Origin of the sequence: Kitasatospora sp. NPDC101155, assembly GCF_044768305.1 — a bacterium.
Lineage (GTDB): Bacteria > Actinomycetota > Actinomycetes > Streptomycetales > Streptomycetaceae > Kitasatospora.
On the sequence record NZ_JBIWPN010000030.1, the window covers coordinates 43,506 to 61,827 of the forward strand.

Consider the following 18,322-nt stretch of genomic DNA (forward strand, 5'->3'; position numbering starts at 1 on the left):
GGGCAGGGGGGGCCGGTCGCGACGCCGGACGGAGCGCGTCGACTACGCGACCAGCTGGTGCTCGCGCAAGGTCGACCTCAGCGAGCGGAGGGCGTAGTGGCACCGGGATTTGACGGTGCCCGGGGGCACGCCGAGGATCTCGGCGGCGGCGTTGATGGAGCGGTTCTCGAAGTAGACCTGGGTGACCACAGCGCGATGACGATCACTCAGGGACTCCAGCGCCGAGCGGACCGACCAGCTCGTCAGGAGCGCGTCGGTCTCGTCCGCGACCGCACTCTCGCCGAAGAGCAGGTCGAGGTCGTCGGAGCCGACCTCGACGGGCCTGCGCCCGCGTGAGCGCAACTGGTCGATGAGCAGGTTCCGGGCCACCCGGTAGAGCCAGGGCAGCGCCGTCCGGTGGTCGGCGGACAGGATCTCGGGGTGGTGCAGGGCGCGTATGAAGGTCTCCTGCGTGAGGTCCTCGGCGAGCTGCGGATCTCCGAAGGTCCGCTTGGCGAGGTAGGACAGGACCGCAGGGCGGTGCATGGCGCTCAGGCGGCGGAACTTGGCCTCGGACATCCGGGCGGCGGCGGGGGAGTCGGTCACCTGCGTCGGCACGGTCGGGGTGAGTGTTCTCATGAGGATCCTCGCGCGTTCGATTTCGATGAGGGGTGGCTGTGCCGGTCGGGCCGACGATCGAGGTTTGCACGGGGGGCGGGAGGGGAATATCCGTTAGCTGAGTACGTTCGGGCGGCCCGGAGACGGGGATCGCCGCCCCCGGTCGGCCGCCCAGGGCGTTGCCGTATGCGAGGATTTCCGGTCGTACGGGCCCTCTGACCTGCAGTTATGTGTCAGCTGGCGGATATCCGGCCGAGGCTGCGAGGGTGGTGGCCGGCGGTATCGAATGCTGAAGGGGGCGACGCCGTACGACGCCGCCCCCTCTGTCGTCTCCTCGGGCGTCAGCTCGCAGCGGTCAGCGCCGGGGCCGGCGCGGACTCGGGGGCGCCCGCTGCCTCTTCTGCTGCCTCGGCGCGGTAGTCCTCCGGGCTGGTCTCGTCCTTGCCCTGCGGGGCGCCGAGGGCCCGCAGCAGCACGGTGAGGGCGAGCGCGACGAGCAGGTTGAGGACGAAGGCGGTCAGGCCGATGTACCCGGTCTGGCCGATGAACGGGATCACGGCGGTGCTGCCGCCGAAGTGCCGGGTGGTCGGGGTGGCGATCCCTGCTGGCCTGGCTGACGGATGCTCGAGTCGAAGTGGTCGTCATGGAGGCAACCTCGGACTACTGGCGGAGCGTCTACCACATGCTTCAGCCGCATCTGAACTTGCGCCTGGTCAACCCCGCGCATCTCAAGGGGATACGTGGCCGTAAGAGCGACCCGAGCGATGCGGCGTTCCTGGCCCGTGCCGGCGCGTCCGGTATGGCGCTGGGCTCCTTCGGCCCGGACCGGGAGATCCGGGAACTTCGGGATTTGACCCGTCGGCGCACCGAAGTCGTCCGTTCCGCCGGCCGCGAGGCGGCCTGGCTGCGGGAGCGGCTGGACCGCACGCCGGCCGGGCGCGGTGGCAGCATGCTCGTGGTCGGCGAGGACAGCTCGGGGGTGACCAGCCTGCTGAGGCTCGGCATGGCGGAGGCGGCTCGCGCCGACGCGCAGGTCTGCCGCGGCGTTGCGGCCGAGTTGGGGCGGCGGATGCCGCTGCTGCCGTTCCTGGAGTGCCGGACCGGGACGGGCCGGCCGCTCTACGGCGCCAACCCGCACCTGGCCGAGCCGATGCGGTCGGCAGGTCTTCTACCGCTGTGACCGAAACCCGGCGCGCACGTCCGCTCCCGTGCACCAGCAGGCCTGAGCCGGGGAGTCCGACCTGAGGCCTTCGATCCGTGGAGGCCTCAGGAGGTGAAGACCACGCCCTGGCTGACCGGTTGGAGAGAGCCGACCGTGAAACCGGCATGCGAGACGGTCAGTTGCAGGACCGGCTTGGCGTCGACACCGAGGAGGTTCGCGGTGAGCTGGGTGGTCTCGTCGGGCGGGGTGATCGTGATGCCGGCCAGTACCTTGCACGTCGGGTCGGCCTTGTCGCAGGACGTCCACTTGAGGCCGGAGAACGCCGAGACGCCCGGCTTGAGGCTGACCTCGACCGGCTTCCCGGGGTGCGCGACCCGCGAACTGCCGGTTATCACCGGGCTGTTGTCGGCCTGAAGCCCGCCGTAGCCGAGGTAGCCGTGGACCGTGCAGGTGCGCGGGCTCTTGTTGGTGAGCATGACCATCGCGGACCCGGGGTGATCCGGCTGCAGTTGGACGTCGGCCTTGAGATCGGCGGTGTGACAGCGGGTGGAGACCGTGCCGCCGGAGGCGGAAGTGCCGGACGCTGCGGCCCCGACACCCCCCGGGGTTGCCGACGAGGACGAGGACGCGGACGCGGGCGCCGACGACACGTCGTCGTTGCACGCCGCCGCCCCCAGCCCCAGCGCCAGCACCGTCGCGGCCGCTGCCACTCCCCTACCAACCCGCATGTTCCACCCCTCCGGTTTTGCGGACGGCACCAGGTCGTGCGTCCGATCACCCCAGATGACGTCCCTTCTCGCTCCCCAGTTCACCGCGTTCCGTCCCGGGGGCGTAACAGCCGCACCACCGGAGCGCAACACCGACGGCAGCGAGCCGGGGCGGCCGTCGGGAACTGAAAACGCCTTCTCACCGGATTGGTCATCCGCAGCGAGGCGGTGCCGAGCGCCATCGCGTGGTCGAGTTCGGGTCGTTCAGTCGGCGTTGTGCAGGGTGGCCATCAGGGCCAGCTGGTTGCGGTCGCGGACCGTGCTCAGCTGGTCGTAGGTCCGGTCGCCGTAGGCCTCGCGCACTTGGGCGTCCAGGGTGGCGATGGTGGTCTCGTCGAAGGACGGCTTGCCAAGCAGCTGCCACAGCATCTCCATGCCGGGGCCGAGGTGCTTCAGGAAGTGCTCCAAGCCGCCGGGGCCGCCGCCGAGGTTGAAGGTGAGGAACGGGCCACCGGCCGCCCAGCGCGGGCCGATCGAGCTGGTGACGATGGTGTCCAGGTCCTTGAGGCTGACGACCCCGGCGGTGACCAGGTGGACGGCCTCGCGGAACAGCGCGGACTGCAGGCGGTTGGCGACGAAGCCTGGAATCTCCCGGCGCAGGATCAGCGGCTGCTTGCCGACCTGGCGGTAGAACGCGGCGGCGTCCTCCAGGGCGCCGGCCTCGGTCTGTTCGCCGGGCACGATCTCGACCAGCGGGATCAGGTGCGGCGGGTTGAACGGGTGGCCGACCGCGACTCGGCCGGGGGCGGCCATCCGCGCGGTGAAGTCGGTGGCGCGGATGCCGGAGGTGGAGGAGAGCAGAAGGGTGCCGGGGCGGGTGGCCGCCCCCAGCCGGGCGAACAGCTCCTGCTTGAGGTTCAGGTCGTCCGGGCCGCTCTCCTGGACCACGTCGGCGTCGGCGACGGCCTTCTCCAACTCCGGCTCGAAGACGAGTCGCGCGGTGAGGTCCTCGGTCGGCAGGCCGAGCGCGGCCAGCGTCGGGGTGAATGCGGCGAGTTGGGCGGTGACGTACTCCTCCAGGTCTGGGCGCGGGTCGCTGACCGTCACGTGCAGGCCGTGGGCGAGGAAGAGGGCGGCCCAGGATGCGCCGATGGTGCCGGCGCCGACGACGGCGACGCGGGAGTAGGTTTCCGAGGTGCTCATGAGACTGCCTTTCGCGGCGGGGAGGGAGAGTGCGGACAGGGAAGCCGTCGGCCCGCTTCACGGGTGATCGCGGTGCCCGGTTCAGTCGCGTTCGGACCGGGTTTCGCTGCTGTCGAGGGAGGCACCGCCCCGAGCAGCTCTGGAGAGGCGGTCGAGGGCGGGTGGCTTCCGTGAGCGGGGTGTGAGGCGAATCACGCGCGTTGATCGGGGCGGGGTTGAGGAGTTCACCGGTTCGGTCCGTCAAGGGGGTCGGACGGCTGACGGAGGAACGGGCAGCCGGTGGAACCATCTGGGGAATCGACATGATCCGAGCACGCACCGCGATACTTTCGGCCGCCCTGGCCACGGGGCTGGCGGCATTGACGGGTTGCTCTCCGAGCGGCACGGAGGCGGAGCCCAAGCCCTCCGAGAGCACGACGGCGTCCTCGCCCGTCAGTTATGTGCCCGGCACGGCGCAGGAGAACAACGCGCCTGCCGACACCGGGGACTTCGCCGCCGGTGCGACGAACACGCAGGCTGCGATGAAGTGGGTGCAGCTCAGCGTGGGCGCGGCCGGTCCGCTCAATCCGGTCGTCCGCAACGCCGCCGGGTTCACGCTGTACCGGTTCGACAAGGACACGGCGAAGCCGTCGAAGTCCACCTGCAATGACGCCTGTGCCGCGACGTGGCCGCCGGTCCTGGTCCAGCCAGGCTCGCGGATCTTCCTGGACGGCGTGGCGCAGGCCGACGTGGGTGTCGTCAAGCGCGACGACGGAACGCTCCAGGCGACCGTCGGCGGCTGGCCGGTCTACCGGTTCAGCAAGGACACCGCCTCCGGGCAGGCCAACGGCCAGGGCGTGGGCGGCACTTGGTTCGCCGTGACACCGGAGGGCGGCAAGGCGGGCCAGTCCCAGCAGGGTACGGACGCCGATACCGGCCTGGACTACAAGAACGGCACCGCGAAGGAGAACAACGCGCCGCCGAACACCGGCGACCAGTACTCGGGGCCGCGCAACAGCCCGGAGGCGATGAAGTGGGTGCAACTGACGGCGGGTTCGGCCGGCGGCCTGACCCCGATCGTGCACGACGGCGCCGGGTTCACGCTGTACCGGTTCGACAGGGACACGGCGAAGCCGTCGAAGTCCACCTGCAATGACGCCTGTGCCACGACGTGGCCGCCGGTCCTGGTCCAGCCCGGCTCGCGGATCTTCGTCGCCGGTGTGCCGACCTCGGAGATCGGCATCGTGACCCGGGCCGACGGCACGCGTCAGGTGACCGTCGGCGGCTGGCCGGTGTACCGCTTCGGCAAGGACACCGCCCCGGGGCAGACGAACGGTGAGGGGGTCGGCGGTACCTGGTTCGCGGTGTCGCCGCACGGCGGGAAGGTGCTGCGCCCGGCCGCCGGGAGCGGTGCGCCCACCGCGTCCACCGCGTCCACCGCGTCCGCCGCGCCGACGGCCTCGGCCGCCGCCACCGCGCCGAGCGCACCCGCTTCGCCGAGCGCGTCCGCCACCGCGCCGAGCGCACCCGGGACCCCGGTGGCCCTCGGCAACGGGGTGGTCACGATCGACACCGGCGTCAAGTTCAGCGAGCCGAACGGTTCGGAGGCCGTCAGCGGTCCCGGCTGCAAGAACGTCCAGAAGGGGAGCCAGGCTGCCTCGCTGGACCTCAGCGGCGGGCCGGTCAAGATCTGGACGGGCCCCGACTGCACCGGCACCTCGGCGGTGGTGACCGCCAGCATCCCGGATCTCAGTGTGATCGGCTTCGCCATGAAGATCGCCTCAATCCGCTTCGGGGACTGAGTGGTCCCGAGCACCGGGGCCCCGGCGGGCCGATCGAGCGGGACTCCGGCAACGGGCCTTGTGGCCCGGCCGGGGTCCCGCTCGGCTTTCCAGGTACCGATCGCCGGGCGGCACTGATCCCCGGCAGGCAGAAGGCCGGCGAGCTCTGATCTCCGCCGCGAGGGCACCGACGCCCGTCGGTTCTCCCCGAGAGCCGACGGGCGTTCCGCATGGGCACGGGCCGAGCGGCAGTGGGCGAATGCGGACGACCGCCCGGCGTGGTGCCGGGCGGTCGTTGCAGGGGAGCCGTGGGCTGGTCAGGAGACGCGGATGACGATCTTCCCCTTGGCGTGCTTCGAAGCGCTGTGGCGCAGGGCGTCGGCGGTCTCGTCGAGGCCGTACGCACGGTCGATGAAGGGCCGGACCGTGCCGGCGTCGACGAGGCGCGCGAGCGTCTCCAGCTGCTTGCCGCTGGGGTGCATGAAGAACGGCTCGACCCGGATGCCGTGGCGCTCGGCCGCCTCCTGGGCCGCGGGGACCCACACGGTGGAGACCAGGACGCCGCCGGGCTTCAGCACGCCGTAGGAGCGCTCCTGCACCTCACCGCCCAGGGTGTCCAGCACCACGTCGAAGTCGCCGTCGACGTCCTCGAACTTCTCGGTCCGGTAGTCCACGACCTGGTGGGCGCCGTGCTCACGGGCCTGTGCCGCGCCGTCGGCGGACACCGTGGTGGTGATGTGCGCTCCCAGGTGCCGGGCCAGCTGGATGGCGATGGAGCCCACTCCGCCCGAGCCGGCGTGGATCAGCACCTTCTGGCCCTCGCTCAGGCCCGCGCGCTCCACCAGGCCCTGCCAGGCGGTCAGGGCGACCAGCGGGAGCGACGCGGCGGCGTCGAAGCCGATGGTCTCGGGCTTCAGCGCGACGAGGTTCTGATCGACCGCGACGTAGTCGGCGAACGCCCCGGAGGTGGCCGGGTCGACCCGGGTGTAGACCTCGTCGCCGACGTTGAACCGGGTCACCGCCGCGCCCTTCCCGACGACGACTCCGGCCGCGTCGTTGCCCAGCGTCAGGGGCAGCGCGACCGGGTGCACCGTCTGCAGAGCCCCGGACGCCACGATGTGGTCGATCGGATTCACGCTGGCGCTGCGGACCCGGATGACCACCTCGGTGGCGCGGATGGCCGGGTCCGGCCGGACGCCGACCCGCACGACGTCCTCAATGGCACCGAACGCCTCGATGTACGCTGCGCGCACGGTTCTCTCCTTCTGTTGGTGTCGTCCTGACGCAGCGTCTTACGCACGTCGTGGACGCCGAGTTCAGCGTGCCGGGCCGCGGAGTTCCGGGAACTGCTCGTCGCGCCAATCGTGTTCGGACCCGGCCGCCCGCTGTTCGCGCTCGCGCAGCTCGACGCGGCGGATCTTGCCGGAGATGGTCTTGGGCAACGGGAAGAACTCGACCCGGCGGACCCGGAGGTACGGCGGGAGGTGCTCGCGGGCGTGCCGCAGGATGGCCAGGGCGGTGTCGCGGTCGGGTGCCCAGCCGGGGGCGAGGGCGATGTACGCCTTGGGGACGGCGAGCCGGACCGGGTCCGGCGCGGGCACCACGGCGGCCTCGGCCACGGCCGGGTGCTCGATCAGGACGCTCTCCAGCTCGAACGGGGAGACCTTGTAGTCGGAGGCCTTGAAGACGTCGTCGCTGCGCCCGATGTAGGTGATGTGCCCGTCGGAGTCGCGGACCGCGACATCGCCGGTCCGGTAGTAGCCGCCGGCCGTCACCTCGGCGTTGCGTTCGGGGTCGCCGAGATAGCCGGTCATCAGGTTCACGGGGCGCCCGGCCAGGTCGAGGCAGATCTCGCCCTCGTCGGCGAGCCTGCCGGTGACCGGGTCGACCAGCACCACCGGTACGCCGGGCAGCGGCCGTCCCATGGATCCGGGCTTGAGCGGGGAGCCAGGCGTGTTACCGACCAGCAGGGTGGTCTCGGTCTGCCCGAAGCCGTCCCGGATGGTCCGCCCCCAGGCCCGCTCGATCTGCGCGATCACCTCGGGGTTGAGCGGCTCCCCGGCAGCGAGCAGTTCGCGCAGCGCGCCGGGGCCGGCCGACAGGTCGGTCTGGATCAGCATCCGCCAGACCGTCGGCGGCGCGCAGAAGGTGGTGACCTCGGCCCGGTGCAGCTGCTCCACCAGCCGGGTGGCGTCGAACCGCGAGTAGTTGTGGACGAAGATCGTCGCCTCGGCGATCCACGGCGCGAAGAAGCAGCTCCATGCGTGCTTCGCCCAGCCGGGCGAGCTGATGTTGCAGTGCACGTCCCCCGGCCGCAGCCCGGTCCAGTACATGGTGGTCAGGTGCCCCACCGGGTAGGACAGCTGGGTGTGCTCGACCATCTTCGGGCGGCTGGTGGTGCCGGAGGTGAAGTAGACCAGCAGCGGGTCATCGGCGGCGGTCACCGCGGTGAACGGCTTCGGCGCCTCGAACCGGTAGGCGTCGGTGTACGAGGCCCAGCCCGCCACCGGCTCGCCGATCACCACGCGGGTGTAGTCGCCGGGCACCTCGGCGAACTTGCCGGTGTCGGCGGAGTTCGCGAGCACGTGCCGGGCGCCGCCGCGCTCGATCCGGTCCACCAGGTCGGCGCCGCCCAGCGCGGTGGTGGTGGGCATGATGACCGCGCCGAGCTTCATCACCGCGAGCATGGCCTCCCACAGCTCGACCTGGTTGCCGAGCATCAGCAGCACCCGGTCGCCCTTCCGCACTCCCTGATCGGCCAGCCAGTGCGCGACCCGGTCCGAGCGCCGGGCCAGCTCGTCGAAGCTGTACTTCGCCTCGCCGCCGTCCTCCTCCGCGATCCACAGCGCGGTCCGCCGGTTGCCCCGCGCGATCACGTCGAACCAGTCCACCGCCCAGTTGAACGGTCCGTCGATCACCGGCCAGCGGAACTCCTCCAGCGCGGTCCGGTGGTCTCCCGACATCTGCAACAACACGTCCCGCGCGGCTCGGTAGCGCTCGGTGGCGGGGTTCGTCGTCACGGCAATCAGCTCCTGAGGACAGGTGGAACGGCCGGATCTCGGGCAGGCCCGGCTCGCGGTACCGACACGGTGCGCCGCCACGGGCGGCCGCGCCGACGCACGGAGAACCTGACGTATCGACGGCCCGTCCGGTTCAACGCGGTCGGGCCCAGCCCGCAGGATGCTCCTCCCGGCGGCGGGAAGAGCCACGCGCACCACGCGGCGGCGGCCGTCCGGGCCGAGTGCACCGCCTCCTGACGGGTGTCGGCCGGCGAGATTGGACAGACGGTCGACAGGCGGGATAACTCTGCTGTATGGAAGCGCACGGCGAACGTATGAACGGCAATCTTCCGGCGGACCTCACCAGCTTCGTCGGACGCCGGCGGAGTTCGCGGCCCGGCTGCTGGGCTCCACCGAGCCGATCTGGCAGTCCGTCGGCGCGCTGGAGTTCGGGTTCCAGGACATGGTCGCGTACTACGAGGAGGCGGTCCGGTGCTCGCGCGCCCAGCTGGGCGAGCGGCGGTTCGCCGAGGCGTTCCACGCGGGCACCCGGTTGGATCTGGAGGAGTCCGTCCGGCTCGCCCTGAGCGCCGAGCAGCCGCCGGCCGCCGGCCGGTCGGAGCTGAGCCGGCGCGAGCAGCAGGTCGCCGGCCTGGTGGCGGAAGGACTCACCAACCGGGAGATCGCCGACCGGCTGGTGCTCTCGCAGCGCACGGTCGAGACCCATGTCAGCCGGATCATGACCAAGCTGGACCTCGGCTCGCGGGCCCAGCTCGCGGTCTGGGTGGTCCGCCGGGACGGCTGACCACGTAGTCCGGCGGGCGCCGGTTACGTGTTTTCCCGGATGTGGGCGGGCCGTCCTCCAGCGGAGAATGAGGCCCGGGAAACCGGATCGCACCTGACGACCGATGGCGCGCCGGACCGACCACCGTACCGCTGAGGAGTTCCGCTTGGATGCCGTCTTCACCGCCTCGGGGCGCCGGCCGGGCAGCGCAGCCGACGTCGCCGCCCTGTTCGGTCGTGAGCACGAGACGGCCGGTCTGCGGGACCGGCTGACCCGGGCCCGGAACGGCGCAGGCGGAGGAGTGCTCGTGACCGGCGAGGCCGGCGCGGGCGTGACCGGTCTGGTGGAGCACTGCCTGGCCGAGCCGGTCCGGGCCGGCCTGCAGGTCTGGCGCGGCGAGGCGGACGAGCTCGGTCGGCGGCTGCCGCTGCTGCCTTTCCTGGAGTGCCGTACGTCGAGCGGCCAGGCGCTCTACCGCTCCAGCCCGGACCTGGCCGAGCTGGCCCGCAGCGCGGGCGGCGCGGTGTCGGTGGCCGCGACCAGCGGGCTGCTGCTGGAAGCGGTCGAGGAGCAGTGCGCCCAAGGGCCGCTGGTCCTGGTGATCGACCACGCGCAGTGGCTGGACGACGCCTCGGTCGCGCTCTGGCGCCGGCTGGCCCGGGCGGCCGTGGACCTGCCGCTGCTACTGCTGGCGTGCGTGCGGTACGGGCAGTGGTCCCGGCCGGTGGAGTCCCTGGTGGTGGCGGGCCGGCTGGACGACGAGGTGATCGAACTCGGCCCGCTCGCGCCGGACGCCACCCTGGCGCTGGCCCGTCACCGGCTGGGTGCCCCGTCCGGCGAGAGCCTCGTACGGCTGCTGTCGCAGGTCGGCGGCAACCCCCGCTATCTGCTGGAACTCCTCGACGTGCTGGACCGGCAGGGCCTGCTGCGCCGCACCGACACCGCGGTCGAGGTCGCCGAGGGCGCGGCCGAGCCGGCCTTCACCGAGCTGGCCGAACTTCGGCTCGCGGAGCTGTCGCCGGGCGCCGCGCAGGCCGTCCGGGAGGCGGCGCTGCTCGGGCAGCGTTTCCGGGTCCCGGACCTCGCAACCGTCACCGGGCAGCCTGCCACCGCCCTGCTGGCCGGCGTACGGGAGGCCGTCTCGACCGGGCTGCTGGCGGAGACCGAGACCGGCCTGAGCTTCTGTCACCCGGTGCTCTGGCGTGGCATCCGGGAGAGCGTCCCGGCGGTGCTGCGCTGGTCGATGCACGCCGACGCGGCGCACCGGCTGGCGGAGTCCGGCGCCGACGCCGTCCAGGTCGCCGAACACCTGGAGCAGGCCGGGCCGGTGCTGAGCCGGTGGGCTGTTGGCTGGGTCCGGCAGCAGGCGTCCGCGCTGGTCGAGCAGGCGCCGAAGCTCGCCGTACCGGTGCTGCGCGCGGCGGCCGGCGGGGAGCAGCTCGACGGCCGGGACAAGGCGCTGCAGGCCGCGCTGGCCCGGGCCATGCTGCGCACCCGGCGCTACACCCAGGCGCTGGAGCTGGCCCGGAACATCCTCGCCTCGACCGACGACCCGGTGCTGACCTCCGAGCTGGCCTGGGACCTCGCTCGCAGCCTCCACCTGGTCGGCGGCCACACCGAGGCGGGCCGCCTGTGCGAGGAGCAGCTCGCCAGGGACGGCGTTCCGCTCGCGCTGCGCGCCCGACTCGGGGCCTGCCTGGTCTACGCGCTGGTGGTGCTCGGTGAACCCGTCCGGGCCCGGCTCGCCACGGCCGAGGCCGCTGCCGAGGCTGCGGCGCGCGAGTCCGGCGACCAGTGGGCGCTGGCCGGGCTGGCGCTGTGCCGGGCCGTCGCGGCCCGGGCGGGCGGCGCGGCCGAGCGTGCCCTGGCGCTGCTGGAGGAGGCCAGTGGTCTGCTGGGCGGCATCGCGGGTGGCCGGCCCGAGCTGCACGCGGTGGTGCTCTCCGAACTGGCCGACCTGCTGGGCGAGCTGGACCGGCGGACCGACTCGGACGCAGCCCAGGCACGCGCCAAGGCCTCGGCGGCCCGCTCACGCACCCATGACGGGCGGTGGACGGCGGTGGCAGGCTTCGCCCTCCACCTGCGCAACGGCGACTGGTCCCTCGGCGGGGACGAGCTCGCCGAGCTGTGCCGCCCGGACGAGCCGCAGCCGATGCTCAGCGCGCACTGCGCCTTCGCCGTGCAGCAGGCCGTCTGCGCCGAGCCGGAGCCCGCGTCCGAGCAGCTGCGCCGGGCCCAGCAGCTCGCCGGCGGCCGGGCGGTGGGCCGGGCCGCCACGCTGCTCCGGGTGGCCGAGGCGATGGCGGCCGAGCGCGCGGGCGCACCCGACCGGGCACTGCGGGCGCTGGAGGGTGAGCTGACCGCGGAGCGCGTCCAGGGGGCGGCGTACCGGCTGATCTGGTGCCCCCGGGCGGTACGGCACGCGCTCGACTGCGGCCATCGCGAACTCGCCGAGCGGTTCGTCGAGTTCGCCCGGCAGGCGGCGGCCGTGCAGCCGGTGCCGCACCGGGCCTGGGTGCTGGCCTGGTGCGAGGCACTGCTCGCGGCGGACACGACCGGGCTGGGCGCCGTCACGAAGTACTTCCGGTCGGTGCAGCGGCGAACTCAACTGGCCTGGGTGCTGGAGGATCTGGCGGCGGCTGAGGCGGCCGCCGGACGGATGGCCGAGGCGCGGCCGGTCCTGGCCGAGGCACTGGAGCTGTACCGGGGGATGGGCGCCCTGGCCGAGGCCCGGCGGACGGAGCAGCGGCTGCGCGCGGCAGGCGTCGACGCGCTCGTCCGGCGCCGTGCCGGCCGCCGGCGGGCCGCGAGCGGCTGGGAGGCGCTGACGCCCGCCGAGCTGACGGTGGCCCGGCTGGTCGGCCAGGGGCTGTCCAACCCGGAGACCGCGGCCCGGCTGGGCATCTCCGTGCGGACGGTGCAGACCCACGTGTCCAGCATCCTGGCGAAGCTCGGTGCCACCTCCCGGGTCGCCATCGCCCAGGAACTCGCCCGCCGGTCCGAGGACCCGGGCGTCGGCTGACTACCGGGCGTCGGCCGGGACGTGCAACGGGATCTCCACCCGCGAGCGCAGCTGGAGCTTGGCGAGGATCCGAGAGACGTGGGTCTGGACGGTCCGGCGCGGCAGGTTGAGCTCCGCCGCGATCTGCGGGTTCGACCTGGCCTGCGCGGCCAGCCGGGCGATCCGCTGCTCGGTGGCGGTCAGGGACTCCCAGCCGCGGTCGGGCTGCTGCGCCGGGGTGTCCGCGCCGCCCGGGATGCCGAGCCGGTGGCAGGCGGCGACCGCCTGGGCCGTGGCGGCCTCGGCCGCCTGGTGGTCGCCGGCGGCCGTGAACGCGCGCGCCGCGTCGTGCAGGGTCTGGGTGTGTTCCAACGGCCGCTCGGTGCGCTGGTAGTACGCCGCCACGTCGAGCAGGGCGGCCGCGTCGTCGGCGAGCATGGCCGCGCAGTGCGCGGCGGCCTGGTCCCAGTGCGTGACCGGGCGGGGCTCCGCCTGGGCCCGGCACAGCCGGGCGGCCTCGGCGGCGGTGGCCCGGTCTCCGGCGGCCAGCGCGAACCGCACCAGGTGGGGCAGCAGGTGGAAACGCAGTCGCTGGCGGTGCATCAGCTCGGGGTGGTGGAACTCCAGCAGAGCGGCCACCGCCCGGCCGGGCTCTCCGGCCCGGTCCGCCGCCACCGCCCGCGCCAGCCTCGTCCACTGCCCGAAGTCGAGCAGGTAGCCCTCCTCCTGCGGCATGTCCGCGCACTTGTCGAGGTGCCTGCGCAGCGCCGCCTCGTCGCCGCGGTGGGCCGCGACCACGGCCAGCATCCCGTGCAGCGTGTAGAGCTGCCAGTTCTCGGCCGGGCTCTGCTCGGTCAGGTGCTCGGTGTCCGCCTGGAGTTCGTCCCAGCGGCCTTGGTGGTACCGGAGTTCGGCCAGGACCATGGTGGTGACGAACGGCGCGACGCCGCCGTTGGCACCGATCAGGCGGCGCATCGAGTCGACGGTGTCGGCGAGATCGGCGGTGCGGTCGAGCCCGTGGAGCACACCGAGCCGGCCGCCCAGCGCGATGGTCAGCATGAACCGCTGCGACGGGTCGCGGCGCAGCGCGTCGACGGCTTCGTCGAACCGGCGCAGCGCCAGGTGCGGGTCGGCCGATACCGCGAACTGCGCGCTGTACCAGCCGCCGAGACCGACGGCGAACCAGGCCTCGCAGGACCGGCCCAGCGAGATCGCCAGCTCGGCGTGGCGCTCCGCCGCCTCCTGGTGGCCCACGTTGTCCTCGGTCGTGCTGCGGACGGCGTGGAGCGCCGCGCGCCACTTCGGCGGGAGGTCGCTGCGGGCGAAGAGCCGGTCGGTGAGGTCGTTCGCCTCGGCGAATCGCGCCCCGCGCTGAAGGCAGACCGCGAGCTGGTAGCCGGCCTGGCCGATCGTCTCGGGGTCGGTACCGGAGTCCAGCAGCCGTCGGCAGTGCGCCTCCACCTCGTCGTGCCGCTGGAGGCGTTGCAGCGCCGTGAGGACGGCCAGGTGCACGGTGCCGCCCGGTGCCGCCGGATCGACCAGCGGCGAGAGCAGCTCGACGGCGACCGCGGGGGTGCGGTTGACCAGCGCCTCGGTGTGCTCGTGCAGCCAGCCGTAGGCCCAACTGCCCTGCGGGGCGAAGGAGTCCGACCCGGCGGCGGCCTTGGTCAGCTGTTGCAGCACGCGGTCGAGCGGGGCGCCGGCCGCCTCCAGCCGCTCGGCCGCCCGGGTGTGCAGGGGAGCCCGCAGCGGGAGCGGGATCTCCTCGTACAGCTGCTCCTGGAGCAGCGGGTTGCGGAACGCGGTCACGGTGCCGTGCTGGGCGAGCAGGCCGGCGGCCTGCGTCTCGGCGAACAGCGGGGCCAGCTCGCGGGCCGAGCCGTCCAGCACGGCCAGCGCCTGCTCGGTGCCGAACTCCGGGCCGAGCACGCTGAGGGCCTGCAGGAACTCGCGCTGCTCCGGGCTGAGATGGCTGATCCGGTTGCGGACCGCGCCGGCCAGGGTGGCGCCGACCAGCTCCTCGGCGAGGTCGAGGGCCCGGCCGTCCACGGCCGGCTGGAGCAGGCGCTCCCGCCTGACGTGGGCGAGGAACTCGACCGCGCACAACGGGCTGCCGCCCGTACTGAGCAGCAACTGGGAGAGCTTCGGGCCGGGGACGGCGCCCAGCCGGTGGGCGGCGAGTGCGGTCAGCGCGGCCGGGTCGAGCGGGCCCAGCCGCAGCGTCGGGCTCTGACGCCTGGCGTGGCTGCGGCGCAGCACGTCCACGGCGGGGGAGTCGCTCCGGGCGCGCACCGCGCCGATCAGCAGCAGCGGCAGCTCGTCGGCACAGCGCGCCAGCCGCTGCCACCAGACGGCGGTGGTGTCGTCGGCCCACTGGAGGTCGTCGACCGTGAGCACCACCGGCCCGGCGGCGCAGGCGGTCTCCACCAGGTCGAGCAGCCGCTCGATCAGCGCGGGGATGGCGTCCTGGTTCGCTCCCGCACCCAGGCGCAGCAACTGGCGGATCTCCGCGCGGGCGACGTCCTCGCCGCGGCGGTGTACGCCCAGCGCGTCGAGCACCGGCAGCAGCGGAAAGTCGCTGGCGGCCTCGTCGCAGCAGCCGCGCAGCACCGTGCAGCCGGCCGCCAGCGCCTGCGCTTCCAGCGCCCCCACCAGCGAGGTCTTGCCGCTCCCGGGCTCGCCCTCGACCAGCACGGCCGCGCCGTAGCCCCGGCGGGCCTCGGACAGCAGGTCCGCCAGGCGGGCCAACTCCGCGTCACGGCCGAACAGCGGCTCGTCGGTTGCCGTCATCGTCTTCTGCCCGCCGCCCGTCATCCGCCCGTTTCGCCCCCGCTGACCAGGAAAGGAGCCGATCGGCCGATCGCTCCCGATTCCGGTCAGGAGGCTACCCGATGGCGGACCTGGACCCTCGGGCTGTGGCGTGGATCACGCTGAACCTGCGGGTCGCTCCGTACGTGGAGTGGGGAGCCGAGGCGGGGAGATCGTGGGTTGACGAAGCGTGTGCAGGAGCGGCTGGCGCGTGAGCTGTACGCGCGGCACGCAGCCGGGGTGTATCCGCATGCCCTCACCCTCACGGGCGGCGACCGGACGCGGGCTCATGCCTTGCTCCGCACCGCGCTGCTGAACGCCGTCCGCCGGCCGGCCGGTCCGGTCGGTGCCGACCTGACGGGTTGGCTGGCCGACGAGATGCGCCGACTGTCGGTCAGGCGTCCGCGTTTCGGCCTGCGGCGTCGGTGGCGCGGCGTCGCGGCCGCACCGGCGCCCGGCCAGCCGCCGGCCCGGCCCGGCAACGAGCTGCCCATCGCCGATAAGCTGGCCGGACTGCCGCCCGAGCACCGGGCGGCGCTGGTCGAAACGTTCCTGAAGGGCCGGACGGTTCAGCAGGCGGCCGAGGTCCTCGGTCTTCCGCCCGAGGCGGTGAAGTCCCGTCTCTACTACGGGCTGCACCGCCTGGCCCTCGCCATCGAAGAACAGGAATCGGCCTGGTGAACCGTAGCCCCGACTGTGCCGACCTCGGCGCCTACGTGCTCGGCGGACTGGACGGTCCGGAGTCCGACCGGTTCGAGGAGCACCTGCTCGAATGCGACCAGTGCCTGAGCGAGATCGGTTCCTTCCAGTCGGTCCGCGAGCTGCTGCTCCCGCTCGTGGGGGAGCCGCCGGAGGCGGATGACGTCCGCTCCACCGCCGGAGCGGACGACGAACTGCTGGACCAACTGCTCCGGGACGTGGCCCGGGACCGGCACCGCCGCACCTGGCGGACGGCGGCGGCGCTGACCGCTGCCGCCGCGCTGCTGGTGGCCGCGCCCTTCGTCTCGCTGCGCCTGGGCTCAGGCCGGGCGGTGGCGAGCAGGCCCGCCGGCCCCACGCCGAGCCCGGCCGCCATGCTGATGATGACCGGTGAGCAGCACGGCGCCACCGACCCGGCGACCGGCGTGGCCGGGGTGGTCGGGCTGGAGGACAAGGCCTGGGGCACGCATGTCGCGCTCCAGCTCGGTGGTGTCGACGGGCCGCTGGTCTGCTCGCTGGTGGCGGTCTCCAAGAGCGGGCAACGGGAGTCGGTGACCAGTTGGTCCGTGCCGGCCGCCGGGTACGGCGTGCCCGGGCACCCGGATCCGCTGCTGGTGCACGGCGGCACCTCGCTGTCCCGGCAGCAGCTCGACCACTTCGAGGTGCGCACCGCGGACGGGCGGGAGCTGGTTTCGGTACCCGTCTGATCACCTCCGACCTCGCGGAAGGGGACGGCCCGGTCATGCTGACCGGGCCGTTTCCGTCTTTCTCGGCCCGCCGTTCGGCGCAGTGCGGCCGGCCGCCCGTCCGCGCTGTCACGAACACCCGCCAACTGGCGAGAACCCGCAGGTCAGCGGCGTGGCGGTGGATCGGTGGCGGGTCGGAGACGGTCGCCGCTCGACCGTTCGACCGGTGAATTCGACCGTTCGTCGCACCTTCCGGCGCCGGCGGTGCGGCGTCGGCACGACGAATGGCCCGGTTGCCGGCGGGCAGTGCCGGATCCGCGCAGGTCCGGAGCCAGTTGGCGGATGTCCGTGACCTGGCCGGCCGAGAGGCTCGGATCACCTCGTCAGAGCAGCGACGCCTTCACCCGACCAGAGGACCCTCATGACCGAGCACGCCCAGGACTCCGCCACCCAGACCCCATCCGCCCCCGCCGACCGGCCGCGGATGGCCGACGCAGAGTTCTGGAGCCTGCTCACCACACACCGCCGGGCCGTGCACGGCTATCTCGCCAAGCGCACCCTTGGCGACGCTCAGCTCGCGGAGGATCTCACCCAGGAGACCTTCGTGCGTGCCTGGCACCACCCGGAGATCCTCTCCGCCCAGCAGGGCACGCCGCTGCCCTGGCTCTACCGCGTCGCCCGCAACCTGCTGATCGACCATCTGCGGGCGCGCGGCAGCCGGCCCACCGAGGTGGGCTCACCCGACCTCACGGTCTTCGCCGAGGAGCCCGCGCTCGGCAACGAGATCGACCGGCTGCTCAACAACTGGTCGGTGCGCCAGGCACTGTCCTCGCTGACCGAGGCGCACCGGGCGGTGCTCACCGAGATCTACTTCAACCACCGCCCGCTCTCCGAGACCGCCGAACTGCTCGGCGTGCCCGAAGGAACCGTCAAGTCCCGCTGCTTCTACGCCATCCGTGCGCTGCGCCTGGCGCTGCGCGAGCACGGCCTGGTGCCCTGACGCCTGACCGCGGTCGCGACTTCGGAGCAGGAATTTCCGAGCCGGATTGAATCCCGGAGCCATCCCGGCCGTAAGCAGGGCTGCGGGTGCGCGCGAGCGAACGGCGCCGCACCCTCCGACCGGGAGTCCTCAGGAAAGGGTGTGTTCGATGTCCGCAGCTGCACTGGAGGCCGGGCCGAACGACTGGGCCGGCCTCGACGAGCCGATGGTCGACGCGGCCTGCCGCTACGTCGACCCGGAGCTGTTCTTCCCCGACAACCGTGGTGGTGGGACTGCCGCCGAATCCCGGGCGATCCAGGCCAAGTCGGTCTGCCGGGCCTGCCCGGCCCGCCGGGAGTGCCTGCGCCGCGCTGTCCAGGACGGTGAGCAGTACGGCGTCTGGGGCGGGCTGACCGCACCGGAGCGACGCGCCCTGCGGAAGCAGGTCCAGCACTTCCGCAACCTGCCCTCGGGCGTGCCGGCCCGGATCCAGCACGGCGATCCGGTGGAGGTGAGAATCCGGGACCGGCCCGCCGTCGTCGCCCTGCTCGCCCGGGCCGGCTGGAGCGAGCAGCGGATCTGCCGCGCCCTGTGTCTCGACCCGACCGCCATCCGGGCCGCGCTGCACACGGCCCGTCAGGTGCTCTGGGTGCTCGACCTGGTGGGCGGACCGACCCCGGTACCGCTGGAACCCGCTGAGCACCTCGGTGTGGACCCCGGCCGGCGCGCGGACCGGGCCGCCGACCGGTGGCGCCGGATGCCCGGGGAACTGCCGCGCGCCGCCTGACGGCACGGGCGGGCTTTGGCACCCCCGCTCCGTGAGTCAGGGCGTGCGCCCGAGGGCGTGACGACAGCCTGATCGACGGGAGCCTGACCGTGACAGCAGCCATGAAGGCCGCGGCAGCTGCCGCCGTGGCCCTGCTGCTCGGTGGCACCC

General features: G+C 73.2%; 15 protein-coding genes. 8 read left to right on the forward strand and 7 right to left on the reverse strand.

The annotated features are described in order from the left end of the window. Window positions 1-42: 42 nt before the first annotated feature. Window positions 43-618 carry a sigma-70 family RNA polymerase sigma factor gene (locus tag ACIRYZ_RS32500; protein WP_402951294.1) on the reverse strand — a complete coding sequence of 192 codons (576 nt, stop codon included), beginning with the start codon at window positions 616-618 and terminating at the stop codon, window positions 43-45. 320 nt (window positions 619-938) lie between these two features. Continuing rightward, a complete protein-coding gene (locus ACIRYZ_RS32505) occupies window positions 939-1,154 on the reverse strand; it encodes a hypothetical protein (protein WP_402951297.1) in 216 nt (71 codons plus the stop codon). A gap of 86 nt (window positions 1,155-1,240) precedes the next feature. Between ACIRYZ_RS32505 and ACIRYZ_RS32510 the strand changes: the two genes are divergently transcribed. Beyond that, window positions 1,241-1,777, forward strand: coding sequence for a transposase (locus ACIRYZ_RS32510; RefSeq protein ID WP_402951300.1), 537 nt, complete (start codon window positions 1,241-1,243; stop codon window positions 1,775-1,777). Window positions 1,778-1,863: 86 nt separating this feature from the next. Here ACIRYZ_RS32510 and ACIRYZ_RS32515 read toward each other — a convergent pair whose 3' ends face one another. Further along, the gene (locus ACIRYZ_RS32515) at window positions 1,864-2,487 is read right to left on the reverse strand and encodes a DUF4232 domain-containing protein (protein WP_402951303.1); all 624 of its coding nucleotides are present in this window, start codon (window positions 2,485-2,487) and stop codon (window positions 1,864-1,866) included. A gap of 243 nt (window positions 2,488-2,730) precedes the next feature. Continuing rightward, window positions 2,731-3,669 carry a 3-hydroxyacyl-CoA dehydrogenase NAD-binding domain-containing protein gene (locus tag ACIRYZ_RS32520; RefSeq protein ID WP_402951306.1) on the reverse strand — a complete coding sequence of 313 codons (939 nt, stop codon included), beginning with the start codon at window positions 3,667-3,669 and terminating at the stop codon, window positions 2,731-2,733. Between the two features lie 302 nt (window positions 3,670-3,971). Between ACIRYZ_RS32520 and ACIRYZ_RS32525 the strand changes: the two genes are divergently transcribed. Further along, entirely contained in the window at window positions 3,972-5,450 is a 1,479-nt protein-coding gene (locus ACIRYZ_RS32525) for a hypothetical protein (protein ID WP_402951309.1), read from the forward strand. Between the two features lie 296 nt (window positions 5,451-5,746). On the opposite strand, the gene ACIRYZ_RS32530 is transcribed toward ACIRYZ_RS32525, so the two are convergent. Then, complete coding sequence (locus ACIRYZ_RS32530) at window positions 5,747-6,682, reverse strand: NADP-dependent oxidoreductase (RefSeq protein ID WP_402951312.1); 936 nt, start codon at window positions 6,680-6,682, stop codon at window positions 5,747-5,749. A 63-nt stretch (window positions 6,683-6,745) separates the two neighbouring features. After that, window positions 6,746-8,449: an AMP-binding protein gene (locus ACIRYZ_RS32535; RefSeq protein ID WP_402951315.1), complete on the reverse strand. Its 1,704-nt coding sequence runs from the start codon at window positions 8,447-8,449 to the stop codon at window positions 6,746-6,748. 442 nt (window positions 8,450-8,891) lie between these two features. Between ACIRYZ_RS32535 and ACIRYZ_RS32540 the strand changes: the two genes are divergently transcribed. Together ACIRYZ_RS32540 and ACIRYZ_RS32545 are read left to right on the forward strand one after the other, a co-directional pair. Continuing rightward, window positions 8,892-9,233 carry a response regulator transcription factor gene (locus ACIRYZ_RS32540; protein ID WP_402951317.1) on the forward strand — a complete coding sequence of 114 codons (342 nt, stop codon included), beginning with the start codon at window positions 8,892-8,894 and terminating at the stop codon, window positions 9,231-9,233. A 145-nt stretch (window positions 9,234-9,378) separates the two neighbouring features. After that, window positions 9,379-12,234, forward strand: coding sequence for an ATP-binding protein (locus ACIRYZ_RS32545; RefSeq protein ID WP_402951320.1), 2,856 nt, complete (start codon window positions 9,379-9,381; stop codon window positions 12,232-12,234). Here the strand turns inward: ACIRYZ_RS32545 and ACIRYZ_RS32550 are convergent, their stop codons facing one another. Further along, complete coding sequence (locus ACIRYZ_RS32550; protein ID WP_402951323.1) at window positions 12,235-15,003, reverse strand: ATP-binding protein; 2,769 nt, start codon at window positions 15,001-15,003, stop codon at window positions 12,235-12,237. It lies immediately after the preceding gene. A 198-nt stretch (window positions 15,004-15,201) separates the two neighbouring features. On the opposite strand from ACIRYZ_RS32550, the gene ACIRYZ_RS32555 reads away from it, so the two are divergent. The 4 genes from ACIRYZ_RS32555 (at window position 15,202) to ACIRYZ_RS32570 (ending at window position 18,172) form a co-directional block, all read left to right on the forward strand. Then, the gene (locus tag ACIRYZ_RS32555) at window positions 15,202-15,702 is read left to right on the forward strand and encodes a sigma factor-like helix-turn-helix DNA-binding protein (RefSeq protein ID WP_402951326.1); all 501 of its coding nucleotides are present in this window, start codon (window positions 15,202-15,204) and stop codon (window positions 15,700-15,702) included. Next, window positions 15,699-16,427, forward strand: coding sequence for an anti-sigma factor family protein (locus ACIRYZ_RS32560; RefSeq protein ID WP_402951328.1), 729 nt, complete (start codon window positions 15,699-15,701; stop codon window positions 16,425-16,427). The genes ACIRYZ_RS32555 and ACIRYZ_RS32560 overlap by 4 nt, the downstream gene beginning before the upstream one ends. A 400-nt stretch (window positions 16,428-16,827) precedes the next feature. Beyond that, window positions 16,828-17,406, forward strand: coding sequence for a sigma-70 family RNA polymerase sigma factor (locus ACIRYZ_RS32565; RefSeq protein WP_402951331.1), 579 nt, complete (start codon window positions 16,828-16,830; stop codon window positions 17,404-17,406). Between the two features lie 148 nt (window positions 17,407-17,554). Then, a complete protein-coding gene (locus tag ACIRYZ_RS32570; protein WP_402951334.1) occupies window positions 17,555-18,172 on the forward strand; it encodes a WhiB family transcriptional regulator in 618 nt (205 codons plus the stop codon). Window positions 18,173-18,322 lie beyond the last annotated feature (150 nt).